Annotated in this window: 17 protein-coding genes; 11 read left to right on the plus strand and 6 right to left on the minus strand. The window is 66.2% G+C overall.

The annotated features are described in order from the left end of the window. Nucleotides 1–14 precede the first annotated feature (14 nt). The 8 genes from ACOQPI_RS12335 to ACOQPI_RS12370 all read left to right on the plus strand — a co-directional run bounded on the left by ACOQPI_RS12335 (nucleotide 15) and on the right by ACOQPI_RS12370 (nucleotide 5,685). Complete coding sequence (locus ACOQPI_RS12335; RefSeq protein ID WP_420619926.1) at nucleotides 15–683, plus strand: hypothetical protein; 669 nt, start codon at nucleotides 15–17, stop codon at nucleotides 681–683. Nucleotides 684–715: 32 nt separating this feature from the next. After that, entirely contained in the window at nucleotides 716–1,306 is a 591-nt protein-coding gene (locus tag ACOQPI_RS12340) for a nitroreductase family protein (protein ID WP_420619927.1), read from the plus strand. Beyond that, nucleotides 1,303–1,791 (plus strand): nuclear transport factor 2 family protein, encoded by a 489-nt coding sequence (locus ACOQPI_RS12345; RefSeq protein ID WP_420619928.1) that lies wholly within the window; start codon nucleotides 1,303–1,305, stop codon nucleotides 1,789–1,791. The genes ACOQPI_RS12340 and ACOQPI_RS12345 overlap by 4 nt, the downstream gene beginning before the upstream one ends. Before the next feature lie 68 nt (nucleotides 1,792–1,859). Beyond that, nucleotides 1,860–2,249 (plus strand): Zn-ribbon domain-containing OB-fold protein, encoded by a 390-nt coding sequence (locus tag ACOQPI_RS12350; RefSeq protein ID WP_420619929.1) that lies wholly within the window; start codon nucleotides 1,860–1,862, stop codon nucleotides 2,247–2,249. A 24-nt stretch (nucleotides 2,250–2,273) separates the two neighbouring features. Then, nucleotides 2,274–3,473 carry a thiolase family protein gene (locus ACOQPI_RS12355; RefSeq protein ID WP_420619930.1) on the plus strand — a complete coding sequence of 400 codons (1,200 nt, stop codon included), beginning with the start codon at nucleotides 2,274–2,276 and terminating at the stop codon, nucleotides 3,471–3,473. A 32-nt stretch (nucleotides 3,474–3,505) separates the two neighbouring features. Further along, on the plus strand, nucleotides 3,506–4,573 hold the full coding sequence (locus tag ACOQPI_RS12360) for a zinc-dependent alcohol dehydrogenase (protein WP_420619931.1): 1,068 nt from the start codon (nucleotides 3,506–3,508) through the stop codon (nucleotides 4,571–4,573). A gap of 54 nt (nucleotides 4,574–4,627) precedes the next feature. Then, nucleotides 4,628–5,431 carry an SDR family NAD(P)-dependent oxidoreductase gene (locus ACOQPI_RS12365; protein WP_420619932.1) on the plus strand — a complete coding sequence of 268 codons (804 nt, stop codon included), beginning with the start codon at nucleotides 4,628–4,630 and terminating at the stop codon, nucleotides 5,429–5,431. An 11-nt stretch (nucleotides 5,432–5,442) separates the two neighbouring features. Further along, nucleotides 5,443–5,685, plus strand: a complete 243-nt coding sequence (locus tag ACOQPI_RS12370) for a NifU family protein (protein WP_420619933.1) — start codon at nucleotides 5,443–5,445, stop codon at nucleotides 5,683–5,685. Between the two features lie 68 nt (nucleotides 5,686–5,753). Here the strand turns inward: ACOQPI_RS12370 and ACOQPI_RS12375 are convergent, their stop codons facing one another. Both ACOQPI_RS12375 and ACOQPI_RS12380 read right to left on the minus strand, forming a co-directional pair. Beyond that, a complete protein-coding gene (locus ACOQPI_RS12375) occupies nucleotides 5,754–8,564 on the minus strand; it encodes a fibronectin type III domain-containing protein (protein ID WP_420619934.1) in 2,811 nt (936 codons plus the stop codon). A 168-nt stretch (nucleotides 8,565–8,732) separates the two neighbouring features. Further along, nucleotides 8,733–10,727, minus strand: a complete 1,995-nt coding sequence (locus tag ACOQPI_RS12380) for a thioredoxin domain-containing protein (protein WP_420619935.1) — start codon at nucleotides 10,725–10,727, stop codon at nucleotides 8,733–8,735. 55 nt (nucleotides 10,728–10,782) lie between these two features. Here ACOQPI_RS12380 and ACOQPI_RS12385 point away from each other — a divergent pair, with 55 nt between their 5' ends. Continuing rightward, nucleotides 10,783–11,631 (plus strand): 1,4-dihydroxy-2-naphthoate polyprenyltransferase, encoded by an 849-nt coding sequence (locus ACOQPI_RS12385; RefSeq protein WP_420619936.1) that lies wholly within the window; start codon nucleotides 10,783–10,785, stop codon nucleotides 11,629–11,631. A gap of 11 nt (nucleotides 11,632–11,642) precedes the next feature. Here the strand turns inward: ACOQPI_RS12385 and ACOQPI_RS12390 are convergent, their stop codons facing one another. Genes ACOQPI_RS12390 through mshD form a run of 3 tightly spaced genes read right to left on the minus strand, consistent with a single transcriptional unit; the run spans nucleotide 11,643 to nucleotide 14,614 of the window. Beyond that, entirely contained in the window at nucleotides 11,643–13,190 is a 1,548-nt protein-coding gene (locus ACOQPI_RS12390; protein WP_420619937.1) for an AMP-binding protein, read from the minus strand. Between the two features lie 12 nt (nucleotides 13,191–13,202). Beyond that, complete coding sequence (locus ACOQPI_RS12395; protein ID WP_420619938.1) at nucleotides 13,203–13,919, minus strand: ubiquinone/menaquinone biosynthesis methyltransferase; 717 nt, start codon at nucleotides 13,917–13,919, stop codon at nucleotides 13,203–13,205. Then, complete coding sequence (gene mshD / locus ACOQPI_RS12400) at nucleotides 13,916–14,614, minus strand: mycothiol synthase (protein ID WP_420619939.1); 699 nt, start codon at nucleotides 14,612–14,614, stop codon at nucleotides 13,916–13,918. The genes ACOQPI_RS12395 and mshD overlap by 4 nt, the downstream gene beginning before the upstream one ends. A gap of 55 nt (nucleotides 14,615–14,669) precedes the next feature. Here mshD and nth point away from each other — a divergent pair, with 55 nt between their 5' ends. Further along, on the plus strand, nucleotides 14,670–15,311 hold the full coding sequence (nth, locus tag ACOQPI_RS12405; protein ID WP_420619940.1) for an endonuclease III: 642 nt from the start codon (nucleotides 14,670–14,672) through the stop codon (nucleotides 15,309–15,311). 6 nt (nucleotides 15,312–15,317) lie between these two features. On the opposite strand, the gene ACOQPI_RS12410 is transcribed toward nth, so the two are convergent. Next, nucleotides 15,318–17,345, minus strand: a complete 2,028-nt coding sequence (locus ACOQPI_RS12410; protein ID WP_420619941.1) for an RCC1 domain-containing protein — start codon at nucleotides 17,343–17,345, stop codon at nucleotides 15,318–15,320. Between the two features lie 158 nt (nucleotides 17,346–17,503). On the opposite strand from ACOQPI_RS12410, the gene ACOQPI_RS12415 reads away from it, so the two are divergent. Continuing rightward, nucleotides 17,504–18,538, plus strand: a complete 1,035-nt coding sequence (locus ACOQPI_RS12415) for a zinc-dependent alcohol dehydrogenase (protein WP_420619942.1) — start codon at nucleotides 17,504–17,506, stop codon at nucleotides 18,536–18,538. Nucleotides 18,539–18,552: the final 14 nt, after the last annotated feature.

Consider the following 18,552-nt stretch of genomic DNA (forward strand, 5'->3'; position numbering starts at 1 on the left):
AGGGCGAGCAGCGCATGGCAATCGACGTCGAAACCAAGGACTGCACAGCGGTCACCGACGCTGAACTGGCCGAAATGGCCGACATGTGTGCTGACGGCCCCAATCCCTTTTCGGTAGGGCTGCTCTCCAAGCAGACCGAGGAGTGGGTGTTGATCTCCACCGCCCGGGAGAACGGCAAGCTCCGGGGATTCGCCTTCTCCACCCTGGAGCGCATCGGCGGGACGCCGAGCGTGTTGGTGGGCTTGGCCTCGGTGGCCCGCACCTCCAAGCGCAGCACTGTTCTCCGCCAACTGGTCGACGCACAGCTCCACCGGGCCCTGATGGCGTTCCCCGACGAAGACGTGCTCTTGGGGACCCAGTTCGACAACGCCGGCGGGTTTGACGCCTTCAAGCCTCTGGTCGACATCGTTCCCCGCCCGGGCCACAAGGCCTCCGGCGAAGAGCGGGCCTGGGGACGCCGCCTGGCCAAGCGGTTCAGCATCAGCGCCAGCCGGTACCTCGACCGGGACTTCCGAGTGGTGGGCGACGACAGCCAGGCCTGCCTGCTCGACTACGAGACCGCCAAGCCCGAGGGCATCGACCCCGACGTGGCTGCCCTGTTCGACAAGGTGGACCGCGCCGGCGGCGACACCATGATCGCCTTCGGCTGGATCATGGCCGAAGACCTGCTCAAGTACACCTGAGCGATCAGGCGCCGGTCGGGCTGTCCGGGGCCATGAGCGACACTTCGCCCCTTCGGCGGCCGATGTGCCGCAACTTTCTCCCCGATCCACTGCCCGACGGCCTGCTGCCCGAGCTGCTCGACCAGGCTCGCCGAGCACCGTCAGCGGGCAACACCCAGGCCGTGGAGTTCTGCGTGGTCACCGAGCCCGAGCGCTACTGGCAGCTCACCCTCACCCCGGAGCGTCGAGCCGAGTTCCCCTGGCCCGACCTGCTGATTGCCCCGGTGCTGGTGGTGGTGCTCACCGAGCCCGAGCGCTACGCGCGGCGCTATTCCGAGCCCGACAAGGCCCCCACCGGCCTCGGCGACAGCCCCGAGGCCTGGCCGGTGCCCTATTGGTGGGTGGATGCGGGCATGGCGGTGCACCAACTGCTTGTGTCCGCTACGGCCGCGGGCCTGGGCTCCTGTTTCTTCGGTGTCTTCGAGCACGAAGCCGCCGTAATCGAGGGCCTCAAGATCCCCGAGGATCGCCGCATCGTCGGAACCGTGGCCCTTGGATACCCAGATGAAGATCGACCGAGTTCCTCCGCCTCCCGCCCCCGTAGGCCATTGGACGAGGTTGTCTACTACGGTGGCCCGCCATGAACATGCCTGATCCCGTCGTCCGTCTGGCCATCGAGGACACCATCGTCCGCTACACCATTGCCATCGATGAGAAGGACTGGGACCTGCTCGACACGGTCTTCACTCCCGACGCCCACCTGGACTACTCCTCGTCGGCCCCCGGAGTGGACGACGCCAATGCCGACTATCCCACCGTCAAGGGCTGGCTCCAGATGGCCCTTTCCATCTTCCCCATGACCCAGCATATGGTGGGCAAGACCTATATCCGGAGCTGGGACGGCGACACCGCCCAATGCACGACGCTCTTCCACAATCCCATGGGCATGCCGGTGGATGACGATGGCAAGTTCGATCCCAACGGATCGGGGCTGCACCTGTTCTACGTGGGCGGGTGGTACCACGACACCGTCTCCCGGACCCCCGACGGATTCCGCATCGTCAAGAAGGTGGAAATCGGCGGGTACATGGACGGCGGCTTCCCCGAGGGCTTCGACATCCCCGGATAGCCAACAATCGGCCCATGCGCCCGGCGCAGTTGGGCCGGTACAACAGCCGCTGAGGTAATCTGCCTCTCGTGCAAATCCCACTTGTGGACTACCTCGTCTTGGGCGATGAGCCCCATCTGCAAGCCAACGAGTGCACCAATTGCGGTGCCCGCTTCTTCGGCCGGCGCAACGCCTGCGCCCATTGCGGCCACCGAGAGTTCAAACCGGTGCGGGTTAGCGACACCGGCACGCTGCGCACCTTCAGCATCGTCTACCGGGCCGCCCCCACCATCCCCACGCCCTACGTCTCGGCCATCGTCCTCACCGACGACGGCACCTCGGTGCGCTCCAACCTCATCAACATCGAGCCCGATCCGGCCAAGATCTCGCTCGGCATGAAAGTCAAGCTCGACACCTATGTCGTGGGCACCGACGACGACGGCCAAGAGGCCGTTGCCTTCGGCTACGCCCCGGCCTAGCAGCCAATCAATAGGAGGCCGAAAATGGCACAAGACATCTGGGTTCTGGGAACGCACATGACGGCGTTCGGCCGCTACCCCGACCAGGATGCGGTGGACTTGGCCGCCACGGCGGCTCTAGGTGCGCTCGACGACGGCGGGGTGTCCATCACCGATATGGACCTCCTGTCGTGCGGGACCCTGTTCCAGGCCAACGCCGGCATGGGCCAGCAGGTGCAGAAGCAGATCGGCCAGACCGGCATCCCGGTGTACAACGTGTCTAACGCGTGCGCCACCGGGGCCACCGCCCTGCGCACCGTGATCATGGCCATCCGGGCGGGAGAGGCCGACATGGGTCTGGCCATCGGCGTGGAGCAGATGGGCAAGATGGGGCTCTTGGCCGGCGGCGCCCGCAAAGAGAAGAACGTGTATGAGCCCTCGGGCCGCTTCGGAGCGGTGATGCCCATCGACGGCATCTTGGGCACCGACACCATGCCCGGAGTATTCGCCCAGGCGGGCATGGAGTACGCCAACGACAACGACGGGGTGGGCTTTGAGCAGTTCGCCAAGGTGGCCCAGAAGAACCACGCCCATTCCACGCTGAACCCCCTGGCCCAGTACCAGAAGGAGTTCACCCTGGAAGAGGTGATGGGCTCGCCCATGCAGAGTTACCCCAACACGCTGCTGATGTGCTGCCCCACCGGCGACGGGGCCGCGGCCTGCGTGCTGGTGGGCGAGGAGCGCTTTGCCACCCTCACCCGCGAGCAGCAGTCTCGGGCGGTGAAGATCTCCGCCTCGGTGCTCACCACCGACCCCTATGTGGAATCCGGTGCCATGCAACCCGACGTGAACACCCTCACCCGCAACGCCGCCCAGGCCGCCTACGAACAGGCCGGGGTGAGCCCCGAAGACCTCAGCCTGGTGGAGCTGCACGACTGCTTCGCCACCGCCGAGCTCATCCACTACGACAATCTGGGGCTGTGCGAGCCGGGCGGTGCGGGCGACTTCATCGACCGGGGCGCCCCGTGGCGCGACGGCGACACTCCGGTGAACGTGTCCGGCGGCCTCATCTCCAAGGGCCATCCCATCGGCGCCACCGGCGTGGCCAACGTGTACGAGGTGGCCACCCACCTGCGGGGCGAGGCCGGCGACCGCCAGATCGAAGGCGCCAACGTGGGCCTGGCCCACGTGATCGGCCTCGGCTCGAGCTGCGGCGTCCACATCCTGGAAAAGAGCGGGATCTAGCAGCCCCCAGCCCCAGAAGAGAGGCGGCGACCATGAGCAGCACTTGTCGGGGCGTTGTCTTCAACGGCGACGGCACCTTCCAACTGAGGGACGACTTCCCAGTGCCAGAGCCGCCCCCCGGCGGCGGGGTGCTCAAGGTGGAGGCCGTGGGCATGTGCGGCAGCGACGTGGCCCAACTCCACGGCCACCAGCACGTCCCCGGAGAGAAATCACCGCTGGTTCCCGGCCATGAGATCGTGGGCCGGGTTCATGCCCTGGCCGACGACGCCAACCTGGGCGTGGCAGTGGGCGACCGGGTGGCGGTGGACCTTGTTGTGCGGGCCCCGGTTACGGAGAACAACCCGTTTGGCCTGGGCGAGGTGTACGGCTACACGATGGGCCTCGAAGACGGCCACGGGCTGTGGGGCGGATACGGGGAGTACATGGGCGTGTTGCCCAACACCCATCTGGTGAAGCTGACCGACGATATTGATGCCGCCGAGCTGACCCTGTTCGAGCCGCTGGCCAACGTGTGCAACTGGTTCAGCCGGATGCCCGTGGGAGAGGGTGAGACCGTGGTAGTGCAGGGGCCGGGCCACATGGGGCTGGTGTACGCCGCGGAGGCCAAGCGCCGGGGAGCAGAGACGGTAATCGTCACCGGCACCGGTGCCGACGCCCTGCGCCTGGAGGTGGCCCGCGAGGTGGGCGCTGACGTGACGGTCGATGTCACCGCCACCGACCTGGTGGCGTTTGTGGCCGAGATAACCGGCGGGGCCATGGCCGACATGGCCGTAGATCTGGCCGATGCCACCGCCACCGTGCCCTTGTGTCTGAGCCTGGTTCGCCAAGGGGGCAAAGTGCAGCTGGCCGGATTGAAGAACTTGGCGCCAGTGGAGATGATCACCGACCTGATCGTGCTCAAGGGGCTAACGGTCCAAGGCGGGAGCGGGTCCACCCCTAGCTCCATGCGTGAGGCGGTGGACATCTTGAACAGCGGGGAGTTCCCCACTGGACCGCTTTTGGGCGAGGTGTTCGGCCTCGACCAGATCGATGAGGCCATGGCCCTGCTCCAGCGCACCGCCGACCACGACGCCGTGCGGGTTGGACTCCGGCACAGCTAGCAGCACCGGATCAGTGAGCTTCGAGACCGAGCGACTGACGGCGGCATTGAGGCGATGAGCGTCGAGATCGACCACTCCGGCAAGGTGGCGCTGGTCACCGGGTCGGGAGCAGGCATAGGCCGGGAGATCGCCCGGTGGATGGGTCGGGCTGGCGCATCGGTGGCGGTGAACGACATCCGGGGCGAAAATGCCGAGGAAACCGTGGCCCAAATTGCCGAAGAAGGGGGCACGGCTACCGCATTCCCGGCTGACCTGCGCGACGACGCTGCCATTGAGTCCCTGGTGGCCGATGTGGTGGCTTGGGGCGGGAGCCTGGACATAGCCGTCAACAACGTCGGCATGATGGCGGGGCGATCGCCAACTCGGTTTGTGGACATGGACGGGGAGTTCTGGCGGGATCTCGTAGATCAGAACTTGGTGCTGACCGCGTTGTGCGGCCGGGCTGAGGCCTTGGTCATGATGGAGCAGGGCGGCGGCGTGATCATCAACGTCAGCTCAGGGGAGACCACCCGGCCCTCGCCCATGATGTCGAGCTACGCCGCGGCCAAGGCCGCCATCAACCACCTGACGTGGTCTATGGCCGTTGAGCTCGGCCCCCACAACATCCGAGTCAACGCTATCGCCCCCGGCACCACCCCCACTGAGTTGATAAGGGAAGCATTTTCTCCCGAACACTACGAAGCCATCGTGGCCGCCACCCCGCTGCGCCGGGAGACCCTGCCCGAAGAACTGGGCCGCCTTTCGGTCTACCTGGCCTCCGACCTGGCCCGCTGCACCACCGGCCAGCTCATCTTGGCGGATGCCGGTGCGTTCCTGTCGCGCACCCGACCCCCGAACCTGGGACAAGACGCCAGTTAGAATCCATCGCCATGGATCAAGCCCTGTTGGATGAGGCCGTCGGCGAACTCCGGGCCCTAGTAGCCCTCGACGGCGGCGACGTTGAATTCGTATCAGCCGCCGAGGGCACCGTGGCCCTTCGACTCATCCTGGAAGGCGCCGAGTGCCGTGAATGCGTCATGCCCAAAGAGTTCTTAGAGCAGATCGCCCTTGACATGGTCACCACCCGCCTGGGCGAGGTAAGCGCCGTCACCATCGACGACCCCCGCGAATAAAGCCCGACCCATCTCCAATTGCTTTGGGTGACGAAGGCCGGGTGGCATAGCCACCCGGCCATTATCGGTCAGTTCGTGTTGGTCGGGGTTCCTGTGGACTCGCTAGACCAGTCGCTGTATCCGTGGGTGTTTCGTGCTCGAAGACTTATTTCGTATAGCTGGTCGTTGGTCAACCCGCTGATGGTGTATGCGTACACGCCCGATTGGGGTGTCGGTCTCCCGACTCCGAATGTTGAGCAAGTCTCAGAGCCGCCCGTTGGGGTGTGACACCGTCGCATTTCGAAGCTGCTCACTGCGGGCTTGGGTGATTCATCTGCTTGTGTCCAAGTCACCCTCAGCGATCCACTCTGGTTAGCCACATCTTCCACATTCGATACCGACGGAGCACCGAGCCTGCCGTTTGCAGGTGTTCCTGTGGCTGTAGTGGACCAGGGGCCCTCGCCGAAGCTATTCCTCGCCCGGATCCGCACGTCGTAGGAGACGGCGGAGAGAAGCCCGGTGAGAGTACATCCATAGGAGGCTCCTTGGGCCGCTATATCTCCGTCGATATCCCCGCTAGTGCAGTTGTAGGTGGTGTCTGTCCTGTCATCAAAATCGCTTAGGCTGCTGGAACTCCAGCTCGTAGTTCCGGTACGCCGGTATTGGATTGTGAAGCCAGTCAAAGCGGATTTGCCTGTTTCGCTGCCGGAAGTCCAAGTCACAGAGAGTTTCCTGTAGTCGTCGTTTGTTGAGACGCTAACGGCAGCCGCAGCCGGACTCCCCGGTGCTTGGAGCGCTCCCGGCTTGACGGAGTGTGTTGGAGACCAGGGACCGGGGCCGTTGGCGTTGACCGACTGAATCCGTACGTAATAGGTGGTGTTGTTGTCCAAGCTGGAGAGCTGATGACTCGTGTCGCTAGAGGCCTTTGGTACCTGAGTGCAGGAGGCGTCGACCTGGCAGTTGCTGGCGAATCCGCTGCTGGTGTCCCACTGGAGGTTGTAGCTCAGCACCGCAGGCACACTCGTAGCTGCCGTCCATGTCACCAAGATTTGGTGGCCACCGTTCGGGTTAAGTCTGAGGTTTGTGGGTGCCGCAGCCTGGCCCAAGACGATTCGGGCTAGGGATGACCACGATCCCGCGATGTCCTGGTTGATGGCCCGCACCCGCACTTCGTAGGTGTTCGAGGGGATTAAGGAGCCTGAGGGTGGGATGGTGGCTGTGAGGGTGTCAGCACCGACAACAGTGTGCTCGCGACTAGTCGACCAGTTTTCTCGGGCAGTCACGTTGCGCCACTGCACCTGGTAGTGAGTTGGCTCATCGGTGGAGCTGGGCTTCATCCAAGTCGCGGTCAGCTGCGAATTTGCCGCGGTGGTGAGTGTCAACTCGGTGGGCTGGCCTGGTGAAGGCCGTGTGGCAGTCAGTCGAAGCATCTCGGTGAGCGACCATGTGCCAGGGCCGGCGGAGTTCACCCCTTGGACCCGCACGTAGTAGGTGCCGTTGGAAAGGCCGGTAATGGTGTACGAGGTCGTGCCTACTGCCGTAGTTGCCTGACGGGTGGTAGACCAACCGCTTGGGCTCGTACTCCACTGGATGACGTACGAAGTGATGTTGTCATCAGAGTTGGTATCAAGCGGTGCGTCCCAATCTGCTGTTATCCGGCCAAAGAACGGGCTGGTGAGAGCGTTGGCAGCAGGCCAACGAGGAGGTCCGGCCAAGCCAGGGGTGCTTGTCAGCGTCGGGGTGAACGGATCGCCGCTTGGCCCTCGTACTGCCTTGATCCGGATGTTGTAGGTCACCCTGTCGTTCAATCCAGTGATTGCGTAGCTCGTGGCTGACGCGTCATCGGTGATATGCCGGTTGGTGGTGGACCAGCCTTGGCCTTTCTGAGCCCACCACACTTCGTACTCGTACACGTCACTCGCGTCATAGGGGTCGCTGGCATCCAAATTGGTTCTGGTGTCGTCTGTATCTTGGGTGCTCGGGACCGCTTCCCAGCTGACGAGGATCTGGTTGGGACCCGGGTCCATTTGCACGTTCCGGGCAGCCCGCCTGTTATAGGTGCCCGGGTTGGTGGCCACGGGTGCAACGGGGGGTGTGATGGTGGGGGTGCCGCCGCCTCCGCCGCCACCACCGGTGCCGGGGCGGGTACCGCCGGGGTTGGGGGTGGGGAGAGGATCGCCGGTTTCGGAATCGGTGGGTGTGGTGGCCCCAGTGGCGCACACATCGCTGGCCTCGGCAATTGGCTCGCCGAAGGAGCCGGGCACGCGTAGGCATTCTTCGGCCACGAGCAGGAGGAAGTAGGGCTCTTGCTCCATGGCGAGGCGCTCGAAGGCGTTCTGGCGCGCTACTGCTGCTCGCCGGGTGCGGGGGAGCGCGCAGATGTCGGCCACGCCGTCGCCGTCGACATCGAACGGGTAGGTCACCGGTCCACCAAAGCTGCGGTCTAGGCAGAAGACGCTGCTGGTGACCACCGGCCCGGAGAAGAAGCGCGGTGAAGTGCTCTCCGGCGGGATAGGTGCTTGGGGAACAGCGGGAAGAGCACGTCCGGTTGCATGAGCGGCACGGGGGGCGGCGCACTCGTCAGTGGCCTCGGCAGCTTGCTCTCCGAATGTCTCGGCCACCTTGGTGCATTCATCGGCGAACAGTTGCCCAAAGTACAGAGCCAGTTCTCCGCCCAGTCGTTCCATGGCGTTCTGACGGGCCGCCGTTTCCCGGCGCGAGCGGGGGAGCGAGCAAGTGTCGGCCACACCGTCGCGGTCGCTGTCGAACGGGTAGGTCCTGGGACCTCCGAGGCTCGCGTTTAGGCAGTAATCGGGGCCGGAAATGACCCCGGAGTAGTAGCGCGATGGCGTGTCCTGGGCCGACGCGTACGCGGTGATGGTGGCTACAAGCCCAGCCACCGTAATTAGTGCTCCCGCCAACTGCATTGCCCGCCTGGGTTTGCTGGTGCCGTTGGACATGCTGCCCTCCATGATCGCGGTCCGCGCGACATTCAGTTCGCGGCTCCGTAGCTTATCCCAGGCTGGGGTCCCTCTGGTGAACCCCTGGGGTCGGACGGCACATTTTCACTACAAACGAGACAGAAGCTCGTCTTTGCTGTCGGCGGGGGCCTCGCAGGTGTAGCCATGACAGACGTAGGCCAGACCCTCGGTTCGGCCCTCCCACAAGGGGGAGGCATAGGGCTCGCCCCAGGCCAGCACGGTGTTGGGCCGGTAGTCATCTCGTATGGCGTCCACCAGATCAGGGCGGTCGCCGCCGATCACCACCTCGGTGAAGCCGGTGGCGTGCATGTCCACCGCCTCCAGCAGGTGGCCGAAGCCGCTGGGGTGGTTGGCGGCCACTTCGCCCAGCAGGGCCAAGATGTCCTCGGCCCGATCCAGATAGTGGTTTTGCCCGGTAAGGGTGCCCAGGCGCAGCAGGGCTACCGCCGCAGCGCTGTTGGCCGAAGGGATGGCGTTGTCGGTGATCTCCTTGGGGCGGCAGATGAGCTCCTCGGCGTCCGACCCAGTGGTGAACACCCCGCCCCGCTCGTGGTCCCAGAACAGCTCCAGCAACCCGTCGGCGGCCTGGACGGCCTCTTCGATCCAGCGGGACTGGCCGGAGGCCTCGCCCAGACGGGTGTAGGCGTCGGCCACCGCTGCGTAGTCGGCGGCATAGGCCAGGTGGCGGGCCTGGGCGGGGCGATCTCCGTCGCCCGCCTGCCAGGAGCGCAGCCAGCGGCCGTCGGGGCGGCGCAGCCGGTCGAGCAGGAAACCGCCGTTCTTGATGGCCGCCTCCATCCACTGCTGGTTGCCGGTGGCCGCGGCGGCCTCGGCCAGCGCGGCCAGCATGAGGCCGTTCCACTCCAGCAGCACCTTGTCGTCCAGACCGGGCGGAATGCGCAGGCTGCGGGCCGACAGAAGCCGCTCCCGGCTCAGCTCCACGCCGGCCGGGCGCAGCAGATCGCCCCGCACCGGGCGCCACAGGATGTTGTGGCCCTCGAAGTTGCCGGCCTCGGTCACCCCGAACCAGGCCATGAACTCGGCGGCGTCGTCGCCCAGCACCGAGGTGATCTGATCCGGGGTCCACACGTAGTACCGGCCCTCCTCGCCCTCGGAGTCAGCGTCGAGGGCGGAGTAGAAGCCGCCGCTGTCGTGGCGTAGGTCTCGCAGCACGAAGCCGATGGTCTCGTTGAGCACCTGTCGGAAGCGGGGCCGGCCGGTTACCTGCCAGGCGTGCAGGTACAGCCGGGCGAACAGGGCGTTGTCGTACAGCATCTTCTCGAAGTGGGGCACGATCCACTGGGCGTCCACCGAGTAGCGGCTGAAGCCGCCGCCCAGGTGGTCGTAGATCCCCCCCGAGGCCATGGCGTCGAGCGAGTTGATCACCATGTTGAGCACGTCTTGGTCGCCGCTGTGGAGGTAGGAACGCAACAGCACCTCTTGGCTCATGGTCTGGGGGAACTTGGGGGCCCCGCCGAAGCCGCCCCACGCCGCGTCGTACTGCTGGCGCAGGGCCGCGGTGGCCTGGTCGAGGGCTTCTGAGCCGGTTCCGGGGGCGGCCCGCTGAGGATCGGGCTGGATGAGCGCGGTGCGATTGAGCGACTGGGTGAGCTGGTCGGCCTGGTCGTTTACATCTTGGCGGCGGTTGGCCCACACGTCTTGGATCCGGTGCATGATCTCGGTGAACGACGGCATCTGGCCCCGGCTGACCCTGGGGTAGTAGGTGCCGCCGTGGAAGGGGCGGCCGTCGGGGGTCATGAACACGGTCATGGGCCATCCGCCCCGACCGGTGAGGGCTTGGACGGCCTCCATGTAGATGGTGTCCACGTCGGGGCGCTCTTCCCGGTCCACCTTGACGTTCACGAACAGCTCGTTCATGACCTTGGCGGTCTCGGGGTCTTCGAACGACTCGTGGGCCATGACGTGGCACCAGTGGCAGGCCGAGTAGCCCACCGACAACAAGATGGGCTTGTCGGAGGTCCGAGCGGCGGCGAAGGCCTCCTCCCCCCACGGGTACCAGTCCACCGGGTTGTCGGCGTGCTGGCGCAGATAGGGGCTGGTTTCGGCGCCCAGGCGGTTCATGGCTCCGACACTAACGAACTCCGGCGATGGGCAAGACTTGTGGAGTGATGCTTCGATGAGGCTCTGGATTCAGGGGGCTCGGCCCCGGACGCTTCCCGCCGCGGTGGTGCCGGTGGCGGTGGGCACCGCGGCGGTCGCTCCCGATGTGGTGTGGTGGCGGGCCGCGGTGGCCCTGGTGGTGGCGGTGGCCCTCCAGGTGGGGGTGAACTACGCCAACGACTACTCCGACGGGATTCGGGGCACCGATGCCAGCCGAGTGGGCCCGGCCCGGCTGGTGGGCGGTGGCATGGTGGCGCCGGCTGCGGTGCGCTGGGCCGCGTTCGGCGCCTTTGCAGTGGCGGCGGCGGCCGGCCTGGTGCTGACCATTGCGGTTGCGCCGTGGCTGATCGCGGTGGGTCTGGCCTGCATCATTGCCGCCTGGTTCTACACCGGGGGAAAGCGGCCCTACGGCTATGCCGGTTTGGGAGAGGTGGCGGTGTTCGTGTTCTTCGGCCTGGTGGCCACCGCGGGCACGGCCTTCGTGCAGACCGAGGAAATCACCGCGCTGGCCGTTGTGGCCGCGGTGCCGGTGGGCCTGTTGGCCTCGGCGCTGCTGATGGCCAACAACCTGCGTGATATCGCCCAAGACCAGGCCGCGGGCAAACGGACCTTGGCGGTGCGCCTGGGCGACCGGCGGGCCGCCTGGCTCTACGTTGCCCTGGTGGTGGCGGCCTTGGGGGTGGGCCTCACCATGTCGGTGACTGTTCCGTGGGCGCCGCTGACGCTGGCTTCGATGGCGCTGGCTGTTCCCGCTCTGTGGATGGCACTGTCTTCGCTGCCCAAAGCCCCCCTGCTCAACCAGACCGCCCGCCTGCACCTGCTGTTCGGAGCGCTGTTGACGATTGCCCTGGCCGTTTCGGCCTAGTTCCCAGCGGCCTAGCTCTTCCAGAAGGGGGCGCGCAGGGCCTGCTTGTTGATCTTGCCCATGGCGGAGCGGCCTAGATGCTCCTCGCTGATGAAGTCCACCGTGCGGGGGCACTTGTAGTGGGCGATGCGGTCGCGGCAAAAGGCGATGATCTCCGCCTCGGAGGGGGGATGGCTGGGGTCGGTGGGCACCACCAAGGCCTTAAGCTGCTCGCCCATCTCCTCGTCGGGCACGCCGATGCAGGCGGTGTCGGCCACGCCGGGGTGCTCCACCAGCACCTGCTCGGTTTCGGCGGGGTAGATGTTCACCCCGCCCGACACCACCATGTCGGAGAACCGATCGGTGAGGTATAGGAACCCCTCGTCGTCCACATAGCCGATCTCGCCCAGAGTGAACACTCCCGGTCGCAAGTGGGCGGCCGCCGTCTTCTCGGGGGCATTGCGATAGCTGATGCCCCGGCCGCTGGTGTCGATGAAATACACCCGCCCCTCCTGGCCTGGCGGCAGCTCGTTGCCGTTTTCGTCCACGATGAGCACTTCGAAGGGAGGCACCGGCTGCCCCACCGAGCCGGGGTGGGCCAGCCAGTCTTCGGAGTTGATGTGGCACGATCCGCCCACCTCGGTGGAGCCGTAGCCCTCCGAGATGATGGGCCCGAGCCAGTCGATCACGGCCCGTTTCACCGATACCGGGCACGGCGCGCCGCTGTGGGTTATCGACACCAGGCTGTCGGTGCTGTACTTCTCCCTCACCTCCGCAGGCAGGGCCAGCAGCCGGCTGAAGTGGGTGGGCACCATGAACACGGCGTTCACCTGGTAGCGCTCGATGGCGGCCAGGGTGGCCTCGGCGTCGAAGCGGCCCATCACCACCACCGGGGCGCCGCCCATGAGGTTGCGGGTAGCCGAGAATGGCCCGGCGTGGTACATCGGCCCCACCACCAGATGGGTGCCGAGGGCCGCGTTGGGGGTGTCGCAGGTGGCGAAGTACTCGGCCACTGTCTCCCCGCCCCGGAACAGGGCGGGGGGCGCGTCTACCCCTTTGGGCCGACCGGTGGTGCCCGAGGTGTAGAACAGGTGGGGGACCGGCGGGGTGTCGGTGGGCGGGGGCTCGGCGGAGGCCAGGGCTAGGCCCTGTTCCCAGGAGGACACCTCGGGGTGGTCGGAGCAGCGCCATCCCATCACGGCAATGGGCGGGCTGCCGGTTGATTTCGACACTGCCTCGGCGGCCAGCAGGCCCCGCTCAGCCGTCTCGGGTCCCACCAGCAGCAGGGCTGAGGCGGAGTCCTCCACGATGTAGGCCAGCTCGTCGGGGGTGAGGTGGAAGTTCACCGGCACCGCCGAAACTCCGGCCAATGCGGCGGCCACGTAGGCGATCACCGTTTCGGCAGAGTTCTCGGCGAACACCGCCAGCCGCCGCTCCGGTCCCAAATCCAGCGAGTGCAGCAGGTTGGCGGCCCGGTTCATCACCCGGTCGAGCTCGGCCCAGCCCAGAGTGGTCTGCTGGTCGGTGAGCGCCATCTGTTCAGGGTTGTCAGCGGGTATGTGCTGGGCCAACAGGGACATGGGGTGTCGGTTCTAGGGCCTTCGGGTTGCGGTTATCAACTGGGCGATGCCGCCGGAGAGCGCCGTGTGGTTCACGGCGTCGAACCCGTGGCCGGCCAAGAGCTCGAGCACCTCGGGCACGGGGGGCAGGTAGGCCACCGATTTGGGGAGGTACTCGTAGGCGGACCGATTCGACAACAGCCCGCCGATCAGGGGAATGACCTTGCCGAAATACAGCCAGTGCCCGGCCCGCATGATGGGGTTGGACGGCTCGGACACCTCCAACAGCGAGACCCGCCCGCCCGGGCGCACTACCCGGGCCAGCTCGGCGAACAGCTGGTCTAAGTCCACCACGTTGCGCAGGGCGAATCCGCAGGTGATCCCGTCGGCGCTCTCGGCCGGAACCGGGAGGCACAGGGCGTCGCCCAGCACGAGCGGGGCGTGCAGCTTGGCCGAAGCCCGGTATTTGTGGGCCACTTGGAGCATTCCGGCTGACAGGTCGAAGCCCACCGGATTGAATTCGGCGGCTTCCAGGTCTCGGCACAGGTCGCCGGTGCCGCAGGCCAGGTCGAACACCAGCGATCCCGGCGGCAGACGCAGCTCTCGCACCGACCGCCGCCGCCATCGACAGTCCATGCCGAAGGTCAGCAGGCGATTGAGCAAGTCGTAGCGGGGGGCGATGGCATCGAACATCGACCGCACCGCGGCCACTTTGTCTTGACCCTGGGGGAGCGAGGGATCAGTGCTCATGGGGCGGTGAACCAGTAGGCCCGATTGGTGGAGTGGTGGTTGAATCCCAAGCTGCGATATGTGGCCACCGCGGGGTCGTTGTCCGACTCCACATAGAGGAATCCCACGGTGAGGCCCTGGTCGGCCAGGTAATCGAGTCCGGCCAGGGTAATGGGTTTGCCCAGCCCTTGGCCGTGGAAGTCGGGATCCACCGCGATGGCGTAGATCTCTCCCCCCGGCGGGGTCTCGTGGGGGTGGACTTTGGTCCAGCAGAAGCCGGCCAGACGGCCATCGCGCTCGTGGAGCCGGAACCCCTCGGCGTCGAACCACTCCTCCGCCATGCGCTGGGCCAATTCGTCGGGGGTCAAACCCCCTTGTTCGGGGTGCCAGTGGAAGGCCCGGTTGTTCACCCGCAGGAAATCCTGGTCGTCGGTGCCGGGGGCGAAGGCCCGAGTGGCGATGGAGGAGCGGTCAGCCGGAAGGGTGCGCTGCATTCGCCAGAGATCCCGATAGGGGGCAAAGCCGAGATCAGCGGCGAATTGATCGTCGGTATCGCTGGCCTGCTCAATCCACAGCTGCACCGATTTCCCGGCCTCGGCTTGGCCGAGGACTGCCTTGATCTGGCTGGCTGTGTCGTCATCGCGGGGCTGGTCGGGGCCTGCGGTGATCGACCACGCGAACTCTCCCTGGTCGGGGCGGACAACCGTGAGCGTCACGGGGACCACGGTAGCGGCCCCAACTTCTCCCGCCGGGGTCGCTACCATCCCGTCGATGGCGAAGCCGCGCACACCCAAGGGCCGGGCCCGGCGCACACACGAGCTGCTGGCCGAGGAATACCCCGAGGCGGTGTGCGAGTTGGACCACGAGAACCCGTTCCAGCTTCTGGTGGCCACCATCTTGTCGGCCCAGTGCACCGACAAGCGGGTGAACATGGTGACCCCCGACCTCTTTGCCGCCTATCCCACCCCTGAAGACCTGGCCGAAGCGCCCTTGGCCCATGTGGAGGAGCTGGTTCGGTCTACCGGGTTCTTTGCCACCAAGGCCCGCAATCTGGTGGGCATGGCCCAAGACCTGGTGGAGCACTTCGACAGCGAGGTGCCGGGCAAGATGTCCGATCTGGTGAGCCTGCCCGGGGTGGGCCGCAAGACGGCCAACGTGATCCGCAGCGTGGCCCTGGGCTTACCCGGACTGCCGGTGGACACCCACGTGGGCCGCATCACCGGACTGCTGGGCATCACCGAGCACAAGGATCCGGTGAAAATCGAGATGGAGCTGAACCCCATGGTGCCCGCCGCCGAGCGGGGCGAGTTCTCCCTGCGGCTCATTCTCCACGGCCGCCGAGTGTGCATCGCCCGCCGCCCCCGCTGCCACGAGTGCGTGCTGGCCTCCTTCTGCCCTTCGGCTGGGGACTGAGCCGGCTCAGACGTCGACTTCTTCGGCCTCCTCGACCTCTTCGGGCGACGACTCCGACAGAATCGCCAGGCTGCCCCAGCACACAACCGTGTCGTCAGGGCGCACTCCGCAGGAGTGCCACATCCCGGAAGAGATATTGGTGAATCGGCCCCCCGGGGCGTCGGTCTGGCCGTTGCTGTTGTCGCCCCAGCACGCAATTGACCCGTCAGGCCGCAGACCGCAAGTGTGCGAGCTGCCCGCGGTAATGGCGGTGAACCGGCCTGTGGGGGCGTCGGTTTGGCCGTTGCTGTTGTCGCCCCAGCACTCCGCGGTGTCGTCGGTTGTGAGGCCGCAGGTGTGGGCGCGCCCCGCGGAGACGGCGGAGAAGTCATCTGTGGGGGCGTTGGTTTGGCCGTTGCTGTTGTCGCCCCAGCACTCCGCGGTGTCGTCGGTTGTGAGGCCGCAGGTGTGGGCGCGCCCGGCGGAGACGGCGGAGAAGTCATCTGTGGGGGCGTTGGTTTGGCCGTTGCTGTTGTCGCCCCAGCACAGGATGGCGCCATCGGTTCGCACCCCGCAAGAGTGGGCGAATCCAGCCGACACAGAACTGTAGCGGTATCGCGGAGCCTCGGTTGCTCCATTGGCAGTGTGGCCCCAGCAGCTGATGGACCGGCTGATGCGCAATGCGCATGCGTGTCCCCCTCCCGCGGTGACGGCTCTGAAGAACCCATCGGGAGGGTCTGTCTGTCCCGCGGGGTTTAGGCCCCAGCATTGGATGGAGGTGTTGGTTTGCAACCCGCACGAATACCACGGACCGGCGGCAACCTCCGTGTATTGGCCCTCTGGGGCACTGTTCTGCTGGGAACTGCTGCCGCCCCAGCATTCGACGGTGTGGTTGACCCGCAGTGCGCAGGAGCGCAGGTAGCCCCCGGAGATTTGGGCGAACTGGCCGGTGGGGGCGTTGGTTTGGCCGAAGCTGTCGTCGCCCCAGCACTCGATGGTTTTGTCGTTTCGCAGACCGCACGAGTGGTCGTTGCCCGCGGCGGTGGCAAGGAACTGGCCGGCTGGTGCGTCGGTCCGGCCCCTCGAGTCCCAGCCCCAGCATTCGATGGTGTGGTCGGTTCGCAATCCGCACGAGTGCGACCCCCCGGCATCGATTGCGCTGAAGCTGCCGGTGGGTGCATCGGTTTCTCCGTTGCCGTTCCAGCCCCAGCATTCGATGGTGTGGTCGGTTCGCAGCGCGCAGGCATGCAAGCCGCCGGCGGAGATTTCTGTGAACTGGCCCTCGGGGGCGTCGGCCTGACCGCTGCTGTTGTCGCCCCAGCATTCGATGGTGTTGTCGGCCCGCAGGCCGCAGGAGAACAACCTCTCGGCGGTCACCGCGGTGAACTGGCCTTCGGGGGCGTCGGTCTGGCCGTGGCTGTTGGACCCCCAACAGGAGAGGGCTTTGTCGGTGCGGACTGCGCAGGTGTGGGTGTCGCCCACAGCCGTATCTGTGTATTGGCCGTCGGGGGTGTCGAGTTGCCCGTCGCCGTTGGATCCCCAGCAAACGATGGCTTTGTCGACGCGAACCGCGCATGAATGATCTCGGCCTGCTGCCACATCGGTGTAGGTCGGAACCGGAATAGCCGCTGCGGCGCGGATCGTTCTCGCCGCTTGATCGTCGAGGACGAGGCGGCAGTCAGAGTCCTCGCTCCACCTCCAGTGCACTGAAGCGAGGACTTTGGTGCCGTCAGCGGTCTTGGCCACGGGTATGGGCCCGCGTCGGTCTTCGCAGTCGGGGTCGGCTGCTTCGTCGCGGGGTGGGGTGAGGTCGGAGGCGTAGGCCCGCAGAACGTCAACCGCGTGGTCGTCGAGCACGAGATAGCAGCCGATGGAGTCGTTCCACCCCCACTCCACCTGGGCGAGCACTTCAGAGTCGTCGGCGGTCTTGACCACCGGGACGGGCTTCTGGCCGAACTGATGGTGGTCGAAGCATCGATCAGCCACCGTCTCGGCTGTGGCGAACCCCGTGTTGGCGATGCCTAGTCCGGCAGCAACGATCAGCACCGCCGCCACCGCTGTCAATGTCCCTTTTGCCGCAATCACCGATGATCAACCTTCCCAGTCGGGAGGCCATGCTAAGCGGACTTGCCTGCCAGCCAAAGATGGAAGCGCCTCGGACCACTAGGGTGTCATCTCGAATTCGTATCTCATCTAGACGGGAGGACGGCAGCATGCAAGCGGCACGATTGGTAGAGGGCAGCCTTCAGATTCTGGATGTACCAGCACCTGAACCGGGGTTTGAGGAAGCGCTGATCCGCATCAGCTCATCGGGAGTGTGCCACTCCGACCTGCACTTGGCCCGAGGCGACTGGATGGGGGTATCCGGCATCGAGGTGCTGGGCCACGAGGCCATCGGCGTGGTGGAGGCGCTGGGGCCGGGCGCGGAGCGCTACAGCCAGGTGGGCGACCGGGTGATCCTCGGGCTGGGGGGAACCGGCGGCGGCTACTGGTGCGGTGCCTGCGAGTTCTGCTTGCAGGGAGAGCCCCGGCACTGTGCGCAGACCCAGGGGATCATGGGCACTTTCGCCGAGCAGTTCTGCGTATGGGCCAAGTCTTTGGTGGTGTTGCCCGATTCGGTGGGCGACGAGGAGGCCGCGTTGGCCTGCGGGGGGCTCACCGCCTACGGAGCGGTGAAGAAGCTGTTCCGCAACCAGGTGCCACCCGGGCGCTGGGTGGCCATCATCGGCGCGGCCGGCGGGCTGGGCCACTATGCGGTGCAGATCGCCAAGGCGCTGGGCTACAAGGTGGTGGGCGTCGACATCGGCGCCGACCGGCTGGGGTTCGTGGAGTCGCTCGGGGCCGACGTGGTGGTGAGCGCCGACGACGCTCTAGAGGCAGTGCCGCAGAAGATCGGACGCGGCGGGGTGGACGCCAGCATCGTGTTCTCCGCGGCGATGGCCGGCTTCACCCTCGGGTTCCGTCTGCTGCGGCCCAAAGGGCTGTTTGTGGCTGTGGGGCTGCCTCCCACCAGCGATGGCAACATCGAGCTGAACCCGTTCGAGTTCTTCATGAGGGATGCCACCCTCATCTACTCCGCGGTCGGCACTGTGCAAGATATGCGCGAGTTGGTGGACATGGCCGCCGCCGGGCAGGTCAAGACCCACGTGGGGCGCACCGGCGCCCTGTCGGAGCTCGACGACATCTTCGAGGAGCTCCAGTCGGGCAAGTATGTCGGCCGGGCGGTAATCGACGACCTGGCCAACTAGGGCCGCTTTGTCGG

Source organism: Candidatus Poriferisocius sp. (assembly GCF_965219815.1).
Classification (GTDB): Bacteria; Actinomycetota; Acidimicrobiia; order Acidimicrobiales; family Bin134; genus Poriferisocius.

Excerpts from the sequence above, each read along its gene's own strand:
- ACOQPI_RS12390 (WP_420619937.1), bottom strand. The coding sequence starts at position 13,190 with ATGTCCCTGTTGGCCCAGCACATACCCGCTGACAACCCTGAACAGATG.
- ACOQPI_RS12415 (WP_420619942.1), top strand. The coding sequence starts at position 17,504 with ATGCAAGCGGCACGATTGGTAGAGGGCAGCCTTCAGATTCTGGATGTA.
- ACOQPI_RS12345 (WP_420619928.1), top strand. The coding sequence starts at position 1,303 with ATGAACATGCCTGATCCCGTCGTCCGTCTGGCCATCGAGGACACCATC.
- ACOQPI_RS12370 (WP_420619933.1), top strand. The coding sequence starts at position 5,443 with ATGGATCAAGCCCTGTTGGATGAGGCCGTCGGCGAACTCCGGGCCCTA.
- ACOQPI_RS12355 (WP_420619930.1), top strand. The coding sequence starts at position 2,274 with ATGGCACAAGACATCTGGGTTCTGGGAACGCACATGACGGCGTTCGGC.
- ACOQPI_RS12380 (WP_420619935.1), bottom strand. The coding sequence starts at position 10,727 with ATGAACCGCCTGGGCGCCGAAACCAGCCCCTATCTGCGCCAGCACGCC.
- nth (WP_420619940.1), top strand. The coding sequence starts at position 14,670 with ATGGCGAAGCCGCGCACACCCAAGGGCCGGGCCCGGCGCACACACGAG.
- ACOQPI_RS12360 (WP_420619931.1), top strand. The coding sequence starts at position 3,506 with ATGAGCAGCACTTGTCGGGGCGTTGTCTTCAACGGCGACGGCACCTTC.
- ACOQPI_RS12395 (WP_420619938.1), bottom strand. The coding sequence starts at position 13,919 with ATGAGCACTGATCCCTCGCTCCCCCAGGGTCAAGACAAAGTGGCCGCG.
- ACOQPI_RS12385 (WP_420619936.1), top strand. The coding sequence starts at position 10,783 with ATGAGGCTCTGGATTCAGGGGGCTCGGCCCCGGACGCTTCCCGCCGCG.
- ACOQPI_RS12365 (WP_420619932.1), top strand. The coding sequence starts at position 4,628 with ATGAGCGTCGAGATCGACCACTCCGGCAAGGTGGCGCTGGTCACCGGG.
- ACOQPI_RS12335 (WP_420619926.1), top strand. The coding sequence starts at position 15 with ATGGCAATCGACGTCGAAACCAAGGACTGCACAGCGGTCACCGACGCT.
- ACOQPI_RS12340 (WP_420619927.1), top strand. The coding sequence starts at position 716 with ATGAGCGACACTTCGCCCCTTCGGCGGCCGATGTGCCGCAACTTTCTC.